The 15,232-nt window shown below is 59.8% G+C and carries 13 protein-coding genes; 4 read left to right on the forward strand and 9 right to left on the reverse strand.

The window, feature by feature from the left end; all coding sequences use genetic code 11:
- The first annotated feature begins 6 nt into the window (after nucleotides 1-6).
- On the forward strand, nucleotides 7-339 hold the full coding sequence (gene nirD, locus J2046_RS04850; protein ID WP_210049967.1) for a nitrite reductase small subunit NirD: 333 nt from the start codon (nucleotides 7-9) through the stop codon (nucleotides 337-339).
- Nucleotides 339-1,817: a siroheme synthase CysG gene (gene cysG, locus J2046_RS04855; RefSeq protein ID WP_210050308.1), complete on the forward strand. Its 1,479-nt coding sequence runs from the start codon at nucleotides 339-341 to the stop codon at nucleotides 1,815-1,817. The genes nirD and cysG overlap by 1 nt, the downstream gene beginning before the upstream one ends.
- Before the next feature lie 50 nt (nucleotides 1,818-1,867).
- On the opposite strand, the gene J2046_RS04860 is transcribed toward cysG, so the two are convergent.
- From J2046_RS04860 to J2046_RS04895, 8 genes are all read right to left on the reverse strand, one after another.
- Entirely contained in the window at nucleotides 1,868-4,225 is a 2,358-nt protein-coding gene (locus J2046_RS04860) for a polysaccharide biosynthesis tyrosine autokinase (protein WP_210049968.1), read from the reverse strand.
- Nucleotides 4,226-4,301: 76 nt separating this feature from the next.
- Nucleotides 4,302-5,207 (reverse strand): UTP--glucose-1-phosphate uridylyltransferase, encoded by a 906-nt coding sequence (locus J2046_RS04865; protein ID WP_210049969.1) that lies wholly within the window; start codon nucleotides 5,205-5,207, stop codon nucleotides 4,302-4,304.
- On the reverse strand, nucleotides 5,198-6,211 hold the full coding sequence (locus J2046_RS04870; protein ID WP_210049970.1) for a glycosyltransferase family 2 protein: 1,014 nt from the start codon (nucleotides 6,209-6,211) through the stop codon (nucleotides 5,198-5,200). Before J2046_RS04870 ends, J2046_RS04865 begins: the two co-directional genes overlap by 10 nt.
- Complete coding sequence (locus J2046_RS04875; RefSeq protein WP_210049971.1) at nucleotides 6,208-7,137, reverse strand: glycosyltransferase family 2 protein; 930 nt, start codon at nucleotides 7,135-7,137, stop codon at nucleotides 6,208-6,210. Before J2046_RS04875 ends, J2046_RS04870 begins: the two co-directional genes overlap by 4 nt.
- Complete coding sequence (locus J2046_RS04880) at nucleotides 7,137-8,147, reverse strand: glycosyltransferase family 2 protein (RefSeq protein ID WP_210049973.1); 1,011 nt, start codon at nucleotides 8,145-8,147, stop codon at nucleotides 7,137-7,139. The genes J2046_RS04875 and J2046_RS04880 overlap by 1 nt, the downstream gene beginning before the upstream one ends.
- Before the next feature lie 8 nt (nucleotides 8,148-8,155).
- A complete protein-coding gene (locus tag J2046_RS04885) occupies nucleotides 8,156-9,349 on the reverse strand; it encodes a glycosyltransferase (RefSeq protein WP_210049974.1) in 1,194 nt (397 codons plus the stop codon).
- 69 nt (nucleotides 9,350-9,418) lie between these two features.
- On the reverse strand, nucleotides 9,419-10,216 hold the full coding sequence (gene exoK / locus J2046_RS04890) for an endo-1,3-1,4-beta-glycanase ExoK (RefSeq protein WP_233469545.1): 798 nt from the start codon (nucleotides 10,214-10,216) through the stop codon (nucleotides 9,419-9,421).
- Between the two features lie 3 nt (nucleotides 10,217-10,219).
- The gene (locus J2046_RS04895) at nucleotides 10,220-11,329 is read right to left on the reverse strand and encodes an acyltransferase family protein (protein ID WP_233469546.1); all 1,110 of its coding nucleotides are present in this window, start codon (nucleotides 11,327-11,329) and stop codon (nucleotides 10,220-10,222) included.
- A 908-nt stretch (nucleotides 11,330-12,237) separates the two neighbouring features.
- Between J2046_RS04895 and J2046_RS04900 the strand changes: the two genes are divergently transcribed.
- Together J2046_RS04900 and J2046_RS04905 are read left to right on the forward strand one after the other, a co-directional pair.
- Nucleotides 12,238-13,206, forward strand: a complete 969-nt coding sequence (locus J2046_RS04900) for a glycosyltransferase family 2 protein (protein WP_210049977.1) — start codon at nucleotides 12,238-12,240, stop codon at nucleotides 13,204-13,206.
- A 36-nt stretch (nucleotides 13,207-13,242) separates the two neighbouring features.
- Nucleotides 13,243-14,187, forward strand: coding sequence for a polysaccharide pyruvyl transferase family protein (locus J2046_RS04905; protein WP_210049978.1), 945 nt, complete (start codon nucleotides 13,243-13,245; stop codon nucleotides 14,185-14,187).
- On the opposite strand, the gene J2046_RS04910 is transcribed toward J2046_RS04905, so the two are convergent.
- Nucleotides 14,178-15,182, reverse strand: coding sequence for a glycosyltransferase family 2 protein (locus J2046_RS04910; protein WP_210049979.1), 1,005 nt, complete (start codon nucleotides 15,180-15,182; stop codon nucleotides 14,178-14,180). The two genes, J2046_RS04905 and J2046_RS04910, sit on opposite strands and share 10 nt — an antisense overlap.
- Nucleotides 15,183-15,232 lie beyond the last annotated feature (50 nt).

Below are 15,232 nucleotides of genomic sequence, written 5' to 3' on the forward strand. Positions count from 1 at the left end.
TTGGATATGAATTGGCACCCGATCGGCGATATTTCCGATATCCCGCTCAGAGGCGCGCGTTGCGTGAAGACGCCGCAGGGCAAGATTGCCGTCTTCCGCACCGCCGAGAACGAGATCTTCGCAATCGAGGATCATTGCCCGCATAAAGGCGGTCCTCTCAGCCAGGGCATCATTCATGAGAAGGCGGTCACCTGCCCATTGCACAACTGGGTAATCTCGCTCGAAACCGGCAAGGCGCTCGGCGCCGACGATGGTGAAGTGCAGACCATCCCCGTCAGAAACGAAAACGGCAAACTCTTCATCAAACTCGGAAGTCTGATGATGGTGGCTGCGGAATGATGAACCTTCCGCAACAGCAGCGGAACGAAGCGCCCGCCCGCATGACGGCACTGGCGAAGCTTCCAGTCTTCTGGGCGCTCGAAGGCAAGCGGGCGATCGTTGCGGGAGGCTCCGATGCCGCCGCCTGGAAAGCCGAACTTCTGGCCGCCTGCGGTGCCGAGGTTCATGTCTACGCGGAAGAACTTTCCGAGACTTTCGAGAGGTTGGTTGAGCGAGATGCAGAGCATCCGCAGGGCCGATTTGTTCGGCACTTCGACAGGTGGAACTCTGAAGAGCTCGAGGGTGCCGCCCTGGCAGTTGCCGATTGCGACGAAGAGGGTGAGGCCGAAGCCTTTTTCAATGCGGCCTGCACAGCCGGCGTGCCGGTCAATGTGATCGACAAGCCAGCCTTCTGCCAGTTCCAGTTCGGCTCGATCGTCAACCGTTCGCCGGTCGTCGTGTCGATCTCGACGGATGGTGCTGCGCCGATCCTTGCTCAGGCGATCCGCCGGCGCATCGAAACGCTGCTGCCGGCCTCGCTCAAGAACTGGGCAGAGCTTGCACAATCGCTGCGGGAAAGGGTCAATGAACGGTTGGCGCCTGGCCCGCAGCGCCGTGCATTTTGGGAACGCTTTGTCGATCGTGTCTTTATAAGTTCCGATGCGCCGGAGGAGGGTGCCGGCGGGGTGCTTCTAAGCGATGCCGAAAGGCTCGCGGGAGCCCCCGCCACCGGCCGCGTCACGCTCGTCGGAGCCGGTCCTGGCGATGCCGAACTGCTGACGCTGAAGGCGGTGCGTGCCCTGCAGGCAGCCGATGTCATCCTCTTCGATGACCTCGTGTCCGACGAGGTACTGGAGCTTGCCCGCCGCGAGGCCAAACGCATGCTGGTCGGCAAGCGCGGCGGCCGGGTAAGTTGCCGACAGGAAGACATCAACGACATGATGGTGAAGTTCGCCAAGGCCGGCAAACGCGTGGTTCGCCTGAAGGCCGGCGATCCGATGATCTTCGGCCGGGCTGGCGAGGAGATCGCTTGCCTGGAGCGCCAGGGCATTCCGGTCGATGTCGTGCCGGGCATCACCTCGGCGAGCGCCATGGCCTCGCGGCTCGGCGTTTCGCTTACCCATCGCGATCATGCGCAGGGCGTCCGCTTCGTCACCGGCCATTCCCGCAAAGGTACGCTGCCCGACAATCTCGACTGGAACGGTCTCGCCGACCCGCGGACGACGACGATCTACTACATGGCCGGTCGCACCGCCGGCGAAATCGCCACGAAACTCGTTAAAGCCGGCATGGCGCCTGCCATGCCGGCCGTGATCGTCAGTGCAGTATCCAGGCCAAACGAAAAGCGCTGGACCGGATCGCTTAGGGATATGACAGCGGCGATGGCAGAGATCGGTGTCGACGAACCCGTGCTGATCGGCATCGGCGAGGTGTTCGGCAGGGCAATCCTCGCGGTCAACACCGATCCTTTGAGCGAACAACTTGCCGCCAGTGCCTGAGGGCTGGAGGTCATAAACGAAAAAGGGCGATGAAACCGCCCCTTCTCGGTTTATCGTGGCGCCGGCGCGGCCCCTTCCTTGTCCTTGTAGTAGGAAAGATAGCTGCTGCGCAGCCGCTCCGGTGCACCGGGATCAGCATATTTATGCAATTCCGACATCTCCGTCTTGTTGAGGATGACGCCGACCGTCTTCGAGGCGATCTGCGGCTCGGATCGCAGCACGGACTGCACCGCTTTCGCGGGCGTCGCGCCCCATTCCGTCACGAAGACGAAGCCGTCGACATAGGGTTCGAAAGCCTTGGCATCGATCACCGGGATAAGCGGTGCGAGATCGACGACGATGACGTCGAACGTTTCCTTGATGCTTTCGAGAAACTGGCTCATGCCGGAGGACGCCAGGAGCTCGCTTGTATGGGCGAGATTGCGGCTCCGCATGGTCATCGGCAGGATCGTCAGCCGCGACCTGCGATCGACACGTGCAGCGCTCGTCCACGACGTCTTCTGGAGGATGACTTCCACAAGGCCGACCTCCGGCTCGCTGCCAAGCATGCGGCTGAGGCCGGGATTTCGCAGGTCGGCATCGATCACCAGCGTCCGCACGCCGGTCGAGGCGAGCAGACCGGCAAAGTTCGCAGCAACCATGGATTTCCCCTCGCCCGGCAGGCAGGATACGACGCCGATCACCCGGCATTTCCGATCCTGCAGCATGATATCGCAGGCAAGCTTGGTATTGCGCAGCGTCTCGGCAAACTGTGAACGGGGCGCCTCCACGGCAATCCGCATCAGACGCCTGGACGAAATCGGGTTGCCGGCAGGTACACTAGCTGCCTCGCCCTCCGTCGGTGGCGCAGGAGGGGCCGAAGACGTCGATTTGTCTTCCACGAGAGCATTGCTGACCCTCGGCAGATACCCGAGGAAACGTTGGCCGAGCTTGTCCTGGACGTCGTCGCCGGTGCGGAAGAACCGCTCGCGGAATTCAAGCAGTGTCGCCGCCGCACCGCCGATAAGCAGGCCGAGCGCGATCGAAAGCGCCATCGTCAGCGTCTTCCGCGGGCTGGACGGCGCCGTCGGGACACCGGCATCCGAGATCACCCGCGCCTTGGCAATCGGGAAGGATTGACGCTGGGTGGCTTCTTCGAAGCGGCCTAGATAGGATTCGTAAAGTGACTTCAGCGCCGCCGCTTTCTGCTCCAGTTCATGCAACTGGACCATTGAAACATTGGCCTCCGAATTCCGCCCGGCGACGCGGTCGATGCTGTCGCGCAGCGACTTTTCCCGAGAGCTTGCCACTTCGAACTCATTGCGGAAGCTACCCATCAGCTGCTGCAATTCGCGATAGATCTGTTGCGCGACATCGTTCTTTTCCGCTTTCAGCGCGACAGCCTGCGGATGATCTGCACCGAACTGCTGGATGACCCCCTGCTCTCGGTCATTGATCGCGATATAACGCTTCCGTAAGTCCTGAATGACCGTATTGTCCGTATCGCGTGCTGAAACGACCGCGTTCTGGACAGCCGTCTCCGGCCCCTTGTCGGTGATCGCCTTGTATTGCTCATACCGGGCCGAAGCGGCTGCGGCATCTGCCTGGGCCACGATCAACTGGCTGTTCAGATCGGAAAGCTGTTGCGTCGAAAGCAGTTCTCCGCGTGGCGAGACGAGATTGTGCTCAATTTTATATTGCTCGACGGCCAGCGCCGCCTGCTGCGAACGGCTGTTAAGATCGTTGAGCCGTTCCTGCAGCCACAGCGAGGCTCGTTCAGACGCATCGAAGTTGGCATTGAGCTGATCGGTTAGGTAGGAATCGGCATAGGTTCGTGCGATCGATGCCGAAAGCTGCCGATCAGGGGACCTGACGGAAACCGCAATCACCGAGCTGCGTCCGACGCGCTCGACGGTCAGGGACTGCTGCAGGACAGCGGCGGCCTTTTCGCGCCGGCCCATGCGGGCAAGCTCTTCCGAAAGCGGCGGATCGCCGGGGGTGACCAGAGCGACGATGCTGCGAACCGCTCCCTTGGCAAGAGCGACCGGCGATTGCGGCGGATTGACCAGTATTTCGTTCTGGTCGAATTTGCCCTTGTCGACGACCCGCAACGCCAATGCCTTGGATTTCAGGATCTCCACCGCACTCGACATGCGGTTGTCGATCTGCTGGGCTGTCTGGCTGTCTCGCTCGTCCTCGGCATAACGCGAAAGATTTTCGTCAATCAGGATTTGCGTCATCGCCGTGTAAGTCGACTGCGCGGTGAGGAGGTAAAGCCCCGCAAGCGTGACGGTGGCGATAAGGCACGCGATGACCACGCCCAGGCGGCGAAACGCCGCCGCCCAGAGCTTGTCGAGATCAATGAACGTGTCGCTGTCGCGCGTCTCGCCGGGAAATATCGTTCGTGGTCGAAAGTTTACCTGATCCATGGAGCTCGCTTTCCGGAGCGTTGCTGTGACGGGCGGCAGCCGCGCTGCCGTCCGCCGCGAATGATTTCAAGCTGCATTAAGCTGCCTGGACGCGTGTCTCGTGTGACATCATCAGTTCCTTGAGGGAGGTGTAAATCTCCGCTCCCATATCCGCACGCAACATGGCGAATGCGACATTTGCTTCGATGAAGCCACGCTTGCTGCCACAGTCGAAAGTGCGTCCCTGATAGGGGTGCGCATGGAACGGCTGGGCCTTCGCAAGCTTGTGCATGCTATCCGTAAGCTGGATCTCATTGCCGGCACCCCGTTCCTGACGCGCAAGCAATTCAAAGATTTCCGGTTGCAGAATATAGCGACCATTCAGGTAATAATTAGACGGCGCTTCGGACGGTTTGGGCTTCTCGACCATCTCGGTCACCTCGAAACCGTGCCTGACGGAGTGGCCGACACCGACGATACCATAGCTGGACGTCTCCTCGGGCGAGCATTCTTCTACCGCAAAGACATTGCCGCCAACCTCCTCATAAAGCTCCATCAGCCCGGCCATGCAACCTTGCGGACCGTAGGAGACCATGTCGGGCAGCAAGAGCGCGAATGGTTCGTTCCCCACCAATTCCCGGGCACACCAGACCGCGTGACCGAGCCCGAGCGGGACCTGTTGACGTGTGTAGCTGACGGTGCCGGCAACCGGAAGCATCTTTTCAAGCTGGGTAACTTGGACCGTCTTGCCGGAGCGGGTCAGCGTGGCGATCAGTTCCGGTGCACTGTCGAAATAGTCCTCGATCGCCGTTTTGTTGCGGCTGGTCACGAAGATGATGTTCTCGATTCCCGCCTGCATGGCCTCATCGACGGCATACTGGACGACGGGACGATCGACGATCGTCAGCATCTCCTTCGGCATGGCCTTGGTGGCCGGCAGAAACCGAGTGCCGTTGCCTGCGACGGGAATCACCGCCTTTCGAACTGGTCTATTCATATCCATTCCTTCGTCCTTTCTCGAGGGCGCCCCCGCCCTATCCGATCGGATCTCAATTGACGCCAGCCGTTCCCCAACAGCCGGCGCATGCGGACAGCGATCGGCATGCGCAAATGTCTCAATGCACGCGGATTTCCGATCGCTGTTTTCAGGAAGCCCCTGACGGAGCCTTTCTTGATATCCTCGACAAGCGTGAGGAACGCACCCGCCTCGACGAGGCTGCGGGAGCGCCGGCGCTGGGCGGCCATGGCCATCTCATCCAGCGTATAGCGGGAGAGGAAGGCCCGGTCGGACGCCAGCATCGCGTCGAGGTGGTGTTGTTCCAGGACCCGCGAAATCGAGCCCTGCCGAAGATGGTAGACATAGCCGACATCCGGCATGACTGCGCACTGGCCGCCACTTGCAAGGGCGGAGGCGAGCAACAGATAGTCTTCGCCGATCCGCAGCGTCTCGTCGAAGAGTAGTCCGTGGCGTTCAAGGAAATCCCGCTCATAGACCGGCTTCATGTAGCCGAAGTTGAAGGTTGACTGGAAAATCACGTTCGAACCGATGAAATCGGCAAGCGTCATGAGCGGACGCCGCGTCAGCTCTTCCCTGGGAAACATAGTCTGCGGCTTTCCGCCCTCGATGGGGACGACATCGATATTGTCTACCACGATCTGGGCCTCGGCAGCCTCCGCCCTTTCGAGCATCATCAAAAGCCTTGCCGGATAGACCGTATCGTCGGCATCGAGGATGGCGATCCAGCGGCCGCGGGCGACAAGAAGGCCGGCATTGCGGGCAACAGCCGGTCCGCCATTCCTCTCCTGAACGATCAGCCGAACCCGATCATCCGCAAGCGCACGCACCCGCTCACGCGTGCCGTCCGTCGAGCAGTCGTCAATGACGATGACCTCCATGGTCACCCCGATCTGAGCCAGCGCACTCGCGATCGCACGCTCGATCGTATCTTCCGCATTGTAGGCGGCGATCACGAAGCTCACGTCGGGCTGGTGTACGAACGTGTTCATGCTGCTTCAGCGGCTCCATATTGGCGAATCTCGCGCATGCCGAGCGTGCCGGAAACGGCGCCGGCGTGCAGAACGGCACGAAGGGCATAACGGTTGCGGATGACCGGGGAAAAGGCCGTGGCTGCAGCCATCGCCGCGCAAAAGGCAAACTTTGAACCGGCAAGCCCCATCTGTTTGACCCGATTCAAACCAGCATGCTTGGAGGCAAGAATGCGCCCATGCGTCTGGCCCGAGCGAAAGCGTCGCTTCGCAAGCCAGGAAAAACTTGCCCGTTTTTCCGGAACGATTTCCTCGACAATCGCCTCCTGGGCAAATTCAATGCGCCCGCCGGCATCGGTGAGCGCTGTGAAGAAATGCGTGTCCTCGCCGCCGGTCTGGCCGAGCGACAAGGCAAACTTGCGACCCGCAACCAGGGGCGAACGCATGTCGAGCAATACGTTGCAGGTGTAGCCGGTGCTGATCTTGCCACCGACCCAGACGGGCATGGTGGAATGGAAATCCCCCTTGCGCATCCATGATGTGCTTCGTGCTCCGTAAACTGCCCGGACGGGGCCGAGTATCGCGTCTGCGCCGGTAAGCATCACCGCCGCGAAAAGCTCGGCGAGCCATCGGGGCATAGCTGTTTCGTCGTCATCGATGAAGGCAAGATAATCCGCATCGCACTCGGTCAGGCAGGCGTTGCGGGCAATCGAGATGTTTGATTTCGGGCAATGGACATAGCTGATCGGAAAGGGCGACCGGCCGCGCAGGCTATCTACCAGTGCGCGCGCGCTCGGAGCGGCATCGTTGTCTGCAACGATCAGGCGCAGTTCGACACCCGCCGGGACGCTCAGCGAAAACAACGACATGAGCGTCGCCTGCAATTCCGGTCGGCGATAGGTGCAGACGCCGATATCGATGCGAACCGGCTTTTCTCCTGCCGTCATCAAGCGGCCCTCCCTGGACGAATGCCGATCAGTTCCAGCCAGAAGCCAGCCGACCAGGCGAAATGCATGATCATCGCCGAGAGCGAGGCGAGCGGGCCGTAGGGGTTTTTCTGCCCCACGGCCATCCAGAAGCCATAACCGAGGCAGGCCGCAGCCCAGATCGCCAGCGGCACCGCAGCCCACCAATGAAGCAAGGCGAGGAAGGCGCCGACGACGACAGGAGCGACCGCGAGCGGGATCGCCTGCCGTAGTCTCGGGATCGAGCGATGCTTGATGAGGTTTTTCGCGCGGCCGCGGCCATAGGCGAGATATTGCCGGAAGAGAGCCGGGGCACTCGCTCGCGGATAATAGGTCATGAAGGTCTTGCCGGTCATCCAGATACGGAAGCCCGCGGCGCGCAGCCTGAAATCCAGCTCCGCATCCTCGTTGTGGCTGAAATTCTCGTCGTATCCGCCGACAGCGCGAAAAGCCTCGATCAGCATGAGCGCATGATGACCGTGATCCACCCAGTCGCCGCCGCCACCGGCGCGATGCTTGGAGCCGCCATTGCCGAGTTTGGAATTCTGCGCCACGGCCGTCGCTTTCTGGAACAGGCCGAAGCCGACCGTCTCCATGCCGACCACGACAGAATCGGCTTGCATATCGAGCGCCTCCTCCAGCAGGGTCCGACAATACCCGTCCGGATAGTCACCATGCGCATCGATACGGATGAGATAGTCGCGATCCTGCCCGAAACGGTCCACGGCGAGATTGATCGCGGCGCTCTGGATGCGCTTCGGGTTTTCCAGAAGCAGAAGTCGGGGTATCTCAGGCAGAAGCTTTTGCACGATATCCCGCGTGCCATCATGGCTGCCGCCGTCCGCCACAACAATCAACATGTCCATCTCGCCGCGCTGCTCGTTCAGCTTGCGCAAGAGCGGCTCGATCGTCGCCGCCTCGTTGAGGCAGGGGATCACGAGGAGCGTCCGGACGCTGGAAATCTCGACATTGGAGTGAGAACGCGAAACCATACTCAACCTCACGACTGCACGGTTGACACGACCGGCATGTCTGCCGGCGACGAGAGGTTGGGATGTAGGGCAGCAAGCCTGGAAACAAGGGCCTGGCATTCCGCCTGACCCGTGATCCATTGATTCCGTTCAATAATTGAAATTCTGGAAGCGAGATCGGCGTAGCGTGCCTCGGTCATGCCCTCGAACAGAGCCTCGAGCGTTTCCGGCGTCGCGTTGTCGAGCGTCACGCCAATGTCACGTTTCTCGACAAACCGGCCGGTCTCGGTCCCCGAAAGCGCGATCGGCACCGCGCCGTGGAGCCCTCCTTCATAAAGGCGGTTCGGCAGTAGCCAGTTCGAATTGAGCCCTTCCTCGAAGAAATCGATCGCCCATGTGAAATGGACATCGCCATAGATCGCCGCGAGATCCTCCGGATTGCGGTAGGCGCCGTGGAATTCCACATGCGGAGCAGCACTGACCTTTGCATCGAAATCGTCGAACTCGCTATAGGCCGGGCGACCGCGCAGGACGATCTCGACCTTGCCATCCATCCGTGCTGCGAAATCGATCAGGCTGTCCAGCGACTTTCGGCAACGGATCGCCCCGAACCAGCCAATCCGCCAGGGCGCACCTTCTTTCCGTGGTCTCGGTGCGACTGGCGCGCGCAGAAGTTCCGGCTCCAGGGCCAGAACCTTGTTCTCCAGAAGCAGGACCGGCAGATCGAGACCTGACCGCGGTTTAAAAAAATTCTCGACGAAAGCCGGCGAACTGGTGATCAGCAGGCTGGCGCGATTGCCGAAGAAGCGTTGAGCCTGCCGCATCAGGCGGCCTTTTATCCCCTCATCGAGGAGAAGCCGGTGAATATCGAGGCATTCGTAGACGACCGGAATATTGCGATCGAAAAGCGAGGTAGCATGGCCGGCAAGCGCAAGGGTTTCCAGGTTGCGGGCGATGATAACGTCGGGCCGGGTGATTCCCGAGAGCTTTCGCTTCAGCACCATGCGCGCGGCCACCACCGCGCCGATGCGTTGGGCGAAGCGGGCATCTGCCGTTCTTCCGAGCACAATCGTCGGCACATCCCGCTCGTCGGACAGCACGTTCGCGCCGCGCTCGAAACCGGCAACGGTGACGCTTGCACCGCCCGCTTTCAAGGTCAGCACCCGCCGCCGGATCGCCGCATCCGCGAGATCATGCGCGAGATAAAGAACGTTCAATGTCAAATCGTCCAACTCCTTTATCGAGCCTTCCGGCTCTCAGGGACCGCATCGGGCAACGAGCCGCAGAGCGCCTCAGTCGAGCGTGCACAGCACGGATTCTGGAAAGCGGCAGTCTTCGCCCATCGCCGTGAACGCGACACGGTCAATGGTCATCGTCGTGGGTTGAGTGTAGGAAAACGCACCCATCCATTGTTTGAGTGTGTCGGTGCCCCATAGGCTCAGGAATATCTTCTGGGCGTTCGAAGGGATCGTCGCCTTGTCGGTCACCTCCTGAACAAGCTTGCCGTTCACGAAGTAACGGAGGCGGTTCTCCTCCCAGATGAAGACGTAATCATTGAAGCCCTGGTCTGCACCGCCGGCGACCGGCACAAGCTTCTCATTGCCGCCCTTGCCGTTGATGTACTGATTGACCTGAACTTGGCCGGTGTTCTTGCCGAGGACCTCAAAGTCGATCTCGTCGTGCGGTTTCTTGTCGGTTGGTCCGATATAGCTGAAGAAGGCGGAGTTCAGTCCGGAGCCGGTCGCAGCCTTCATCCGCACTTCGTAGGTACCGTAGCCGAAGCGCGCCTTGGTTTGGATCTCGCCACAGACATAATTGCGGTCGCCGGTCTTGCGCTCGGCAAATTCCAACTGCAGTACGCCATTTTCAACGCGCACCTGGTTCTTCGACCAGGTGCAGTTCTGGTGCTTGCCGTTATTCCAGCCGTCGGAGACGTACCAGAACGAACGGTCGAGGCTGTCGAAGTTCTCGACAAAGGATTTGCCGGTCGCGCCCTGTTGAGCTTGGACCATGGGTGCAAGAAGGCTCGCCACCGCGGCTGCGGTAGCGATCTGCCAGGCTCGCCGAAGATGTCTGGCTTTCGCCATCATGTTTCACCTCTGCTGTTGCGTCATTGCCGGTTCGCCGGAGCGAGTGGTACCGGCCGACGAATAGGATTTCGCCGCGGCGGAAAGCTTCGCCTTTCGCCCACGGCTGCCAGTCAGGATTTCATAGAAGCCCGGCATTGCGCGGGAGACGAAGAGATTGGATGTCGTGAGGACGACGAAGCTGGCGATGACCGAACTGGCATAGAAAAGCGGATATTGCCCATCTCCAACCATACGGTTCCAGACCATCCACATCAGGACCAGTAGGGGATAATGGGCGCAGAAAACCCAGAAGCTCAGGCTGCCGGTGCTGGCCAGACGCCGGCCGATCCACGACCGGATAGCAAAGGCCGACATAAGCCAGAATCCTCCCGCGCCGACGATCGACAGCGTGTTGCGCGCAAGATCAAGCGCCCATGGGAAATCCGGGCCTGTGCGATAAAGACCAATCGACAGCAGAACGGCGACTGCAAGCACTGCTGCGGTCCCAACAATCGAGAATCGATCGAGCGCCTTCAGGTCCAGCCGGTTGAGCGCCAGGAAAATGCCGAACGTGAAGCTGAAGAGAATCGACTTTTTGAGCACAATACCAAGCGTCAGTTCCGGCAAGATCGCCAGGACGAAGAGAATCACAAGCGTCGGTGCCGCATAGCGGCGCACCAGAAAGGCAAGGATCGGCGAAAGAATGATGCAGACGACCAGGTCACGCAGGAAATAGAGCGGAACATTGACCGGCAGCCCTTCGGTTGCCAGCGCATAACTCAGGAACTCTCGTGTCGAGGCGTTCCAAAGGTCGGGGAAATAACCGACACTAATATCGAAGTGCTGAAGGAGGAAAACGGTGACCAGCAGGCTACAATTCCAAAGCAGGAGAGGAAGAAGGACGGTTTTCGCTTTCGAACGAAGCGTCCTGCCATAGTCGAAGGCGTCCAAGCCGCGCTGGAACAGCAGATAACCGGAAATCGCGCTGAGGCACGGAACGCCAATGCGAAACAGGCTATCGCCCAAAAAGACGCGCAGCCAGTCGAAGAAGCCATTCAGTCCGAGGAAGGCGCTCGTTGGAGGATCATAAGGCACATGCACGAAGACAATGCCGGAGATCAGCAAGATACGCATCAAATTGATACGGGAGGATATGTTCTGATCAACAGTCAACGAGTCACCCCTTTTGAGCAGCGCCTCCCCTCACCGCCGTTTCAATCAGAGCAGACTTGGGCCCGCAGCTAAAATGATCACGCCCAGTTTGGCGCAAAATGTGGCGGCGCAGCAAAAAATTGATGGATGATAGAATAATCGGTGCTCGGACGGCCGAGGGCACGCCCCATCAATTCGCTCACACGTATTTATGATTTCCAAGGAGTTCGAACGTGATTTAGGTCCAGAATGCTGCGCCGCAGCACATGGGAAAAATTTTTCTTTCCCACTGAGAACCGATCAATGGAATCCGTATCCCATTACCATTCTCGTTTCAGTCCTCGCTAAAATATGGCGAGATTGGGGCAAATCTGCGTCACATTCAGGCGGGCGAGGCGTCTGATTGGATCGCCGATCCGGCGACGTCGGACAAGCTCCAAAACTTTATTCAGAGGCGCATGCTCCGTAAGCAGGAAAAGCAATGCACGGAAATTGGTCCTGTGGCAGCGAAGCCGGCATTCCATATCCAAGATTTGTTAACCCGTCGGCCAAGACAGGCTGGAAAGCATGCATACCGAGCGCCATCATGAACGCGGTGATCGTCGACTAGTCTGCGGGCCAAGTCGCCTCTCCGGCCATCGATCCGACATCTTCCGGTGTCAGCAGCCTTGCCAGAATGGACACGGTGACAAATTTCAGCCTGAATGTGGCGGTCTTAGATAGCACGCTCCAGTCGGCACTTGCGTGACGGTCTCAACGTCGTGATTTGGAGCCACAGGTCAAATCCCGTTGCTGGAGGTCAGTCGAATACGGCAGCGAGCTGCCGCCTAAACCCGAAGCCCGGCGAAAGTCAGTGGCTTGCAATTCTTCAAGGAGGCAGGGGCTAAAGCATGGCGACGTTCACGGTTGTTATCCCGTTTTACCAAAGAGAGGCTGGCATTCTTCGCCGCGCATTGAAATCGATCTTCGATCAAACCTATCAGGATTTCGATATCGTCGTCGTCGATGATGAGTCGCCCCTTCCCGCAGACGTGGAGCTTCAAGGCATTGATGAAACCTGGAAATCGCGCATCCGGGTGATCAGCCAGAAAAATGGCGGGCCAGGAGCCGCACGCAATACCGGCCTCGATAACGTGCCGGCGGAAACTCGTTTCGTCGCCCTTCTCGATTCGGATGATATCTGGCTGCCGGCTCATCTGAAGAACGCGTTTGACTGCATGACCCGGTTCGATGCCGAGTGCTACTGGGCCTCCATGCAGGCGAGCGACGAGTTCTACTATCACTTCGGCATGGCCGAGCTCGAACAGGCGGAGGGCGGCACGCGATTGTCCGAATATCCCCTCGTGATCGAGATGTCGAATCTGGCAAGCGTGATGCTGAAGAACTGGAGCTTCCTGCATCTATCCTGCATGGTGATCGCGCGGCCGGTTTTCGAGACGATCCGCTTCGAACCCTCGCTGCGATTGGCTGCGGAAGATGTGCTGTTCTTCTGCGACTGCATTCTCAAATCGAAACGAACCCTGCTTTGCGACGAGGCGGGTGCGGGCCGCGGCATGGGCCTTAACATCTTCCACAGCATCGACAACCGCTCACCGCAGTTCCTGCGCCAACAGTTCAACACCTGGGTTGCGCTTGACACGCTGGAACAGCGTTTCCGCTCCCGCCCTGGCGACGTAGCGTCGATCGCATCCTACAAAAACACTGCTCGCCGCCAGGCCCTCTGGAGCCAGGCCGGACGGGTGAAACGACGTGAGGCTCCGGATTTCGGCCTGCTCGCCCGCTGGGTGATGCGTGATCCTGGCTTGCTTCGGGCAGCCTTCGAACTCGGCACCGGAAAATTCGGTCGCAGCGCTCGCTAACTCGTATTTTCAATCATTTATCCCACGGAGGCCCGCATGAAAGCGTACTACTGGGAATCACATCACGGCAATTTCGGTGACGATCTCAACCTCTGGCTCTGGGATGCACTGCTGCCCGGCTTCCGGGATGTCCATCCGGAAACACTGCTCGTAGGTGTCGGCACTGTCCTCAATCCGGTCCTGTTACCAGCGGGACAGAAGAAGCTCGTGGTGGGCAGCGGTTATGGTTATGGCACGCCCCCGGATATCGGCGATTCGGCGGAATGGGACGTGCGTGCGGTTCGCGGTCCGTTGACGGCCGCCAAGCTTGGCCTGCCGCCTGAAAAGGCGATTACCGATCCGGCGGCGATGATCACAGACATGCCGGAATTCCAGAGCCTCCCGAAGATCCACAGGAAAACCTTCATTCCCCATTGGGAATCGGCCGAATTCGGCATGTGGGAGGCGGTTTGCGAGCCGGTCGGCCTCGCTTACCTCGACCCCCGCGGCGAAGCGAAATCCGTCATCCGCCATATTGCCCAGTCAGAGCTGATAATCGCCGAATCCATGCACGGCGCTATCCTGGCGGATGCCTTCCGTGTTCCCTGGATTGCTGTCAGCACCTCGCGTTCGATCAACAATTTCAAATGGAACGACTGGGCAAGCTCCGTCGGCACCACCTATGAACCTCGCTATGTGCCGGTATCCACCCGCGCAGAGGCAGTCGCCAAACGCTCCCGGTTCTGGGGCGTGCGCTTCGACGGGGAGCAGCCCGCCCCCGAGGCGGCGCCGCAAAACCCGGGAGGCGAAGTCATGACCCGCAGGCCCCCCTCACAGACCGGCCTTCGCGGCATGGCCAAGCAGTTTCTGGCCTCTCCTTCTGTACTGGCGCTCTGGCAGGCAAGCCGCGGCGAACCACGCCTCAGCCCCGATAATGTCCTCGAAGAGCGGAAGGAACAGTTCCGCACCATGCTGGATGGGATCCGCCGCGACTATTTCTGAACGGCAGGGATACCAGGCAGGAGATAGCGCGTCCTCGGAGGCTCAACCACCGCCGGAGACGATTTTGAACGCATGAGATCGAGCTTGTCGAGGAAGATGCCTGTCGCCACCGCCGGCAACATCTGCGGGCGGGTTAGGATATGGCGAATCGCGGCGAACTTGCCGGCTTGCGACTTGACGTCGAGGAAGGCACGCAACTCGTATTTGCCGCGGACATGGTCGCGATGGCGCTGGACAGCAGCACGGGCGGCCTGGGAAAGCGCCGGATCGGCGAGGATTGCCTCGTCCGCCTCGTAGAGGTGGCGCAGATCCTCAGTGCGGTGCCGGCCGCTGAGCGAATCCTGCCGGACCACGGCGCCGTAGCCGCAATGCTCGATCACCTTGTAGCGGCCGCCTTTTGCCAATGCCCGGACATAGAAATCATAGTCCTCGCCAAGCCGCATCTCCTCCTTGTAACGCAGCCCATGAGCGTCCAGGAAATTCCGACGTATCATCGGTTTCAGGAAACCGGTCTCCCCGCGCTTCACGCCGCGCTTCGAGATATTCCCCTCGACGAATTCGGTCAGTGACATTGTACGCGCCCTCGTCTCGAAGCGCTCTGGATGAATGACTTCAGTTGGCTCGTAGATGAAGGCGATGTTATCGGCGATGAGATCCCATTCATCCTCTTCGAGCATTGGCGCGAAACGGCCGGGAAAGAAGAAATCGTCGGCATCGAGGATGGCGATCAGCGGGGCGCGCGATATCGTAATGGCGTGGTTGCGGGCAGCCGAAGGACCACGATTTTTTTCGAAGGAAACGATGGTCAGGCGACCCGATCCGTCATCGGCTTGCCGTGCGACCGTGGCCGTCCCATCCGTCGAACCGTCATCGACCACGACAACCTCGCCGACATGCATCTCATTCAGCGCCGATTGAATCGCGACCCCGATTGTTTCGGCAGCATTCCTGGCCGCGATGATGACGCAGATTGTCTGGTGAGTGGTTTCAGCCATAGCCCTCTCCAAGCTTCATCGGTTGGTGGAACTATGGACGCAGGAAAATG

The organism is Neorhizobium petrolearium (genome assembly GCF_017873175.1).
GTDB lineage: Bacteria > Pseudomonadota > Alphaproteobacteria > Rhizobiales > Rhizobiaceae > Neorhizobium > Neorhizobium petrolearium.

What these genes read in the sequence shown, in the direction of transcription:
- nirD (WP_210049967.1), top strand. Translation starts at nt 7, where the DNA reads ATGAATTGGCACCCGATCGGCGATATTTCCGATATCCCGCTCAGAGGC.
- cysG (WP_210050308.1), top strand. Translation starts at nt 339, where the DNA reads ATGAACCTTCCGCAACAGCAGCGGAACGAAGCGCCCGCCCGCATGACG.
- J2046_RS04860 (WP_210049968.1), bottom strand. Translation starts at nt 4,225, where the DNA reads ATGGATCAGGTAAACTTTCGACCACGAACGATATTTCCCGGCGAGACG.
- J2046_RS04865 (WP_210049969.1), bottom strand. Translation starts at nt 5,207, where the DNA reads ATGGATATGAATAGACCAGTTCGAAAGGCGGTGATTCCCGTCGCAGGC.
- J2046_RS04870 (WP_210049970.1), bottom strand. Translation starts at nt 6,211, where the DNA reads ATGAACACGTTCGTACACCAGCCCGACGTGAGCTTCGTGATCGCCGCC.
- J2046_RS04875 (WP_210049971.1), bottom strand. Translation starts at nt 7,137, where the DNA reads ATGACGGCAGGAGAAAAGCCGGTTCGCATCGATATCGGCGTCTGCACC.
- J2046_RS04880 (WP_210049973.1), bottom strand. Translation starts at nt 8,147, where the DNA reads ATGGTTTCGCGTTCTCACTCCAATGTCGAGATTTCCAGCGTCCGGACG.
- exoK (WP_233469545.1), bottom strand. Translation starts at nt 10,216, where the DNA reads ATGATGGCGAAAGCCAGACATCTTCGGCGAGCCTGGCAGATCGCTACC.
- J2046_RS04895 (WP_233469546.1), bottom strand. Translation starts at nt 11,329, where the DNA reads ATGCGTATCTTGCTGATCTCCGGCATTGTCTTCGTGCATGTGCCTTAT.
- J2046_RS04900 (WP_210049977.1), top strand. Translation starts at nt 12,238, where the DNA reads ATGGCGACGTTCACGGTTGTTATCCCGTTTTACCAAAGAGAGGCTGGC.
- J2046_RS04905 (WP_210049978.1), top strand. Translation starts at nt 13,243, where the DNA reads ATGAAAGCGTACTACTGGGAATCACATCACGGCAATTTCGGTGACGAT.
- J2046_RS04910 (WP_210049979.1), bottom strand. Translation starts at nt 15,182, where the DNA reads ATGGCTGAAACCACTCACCAGACAATCTGCGTCATCATCGCGGCCAGG.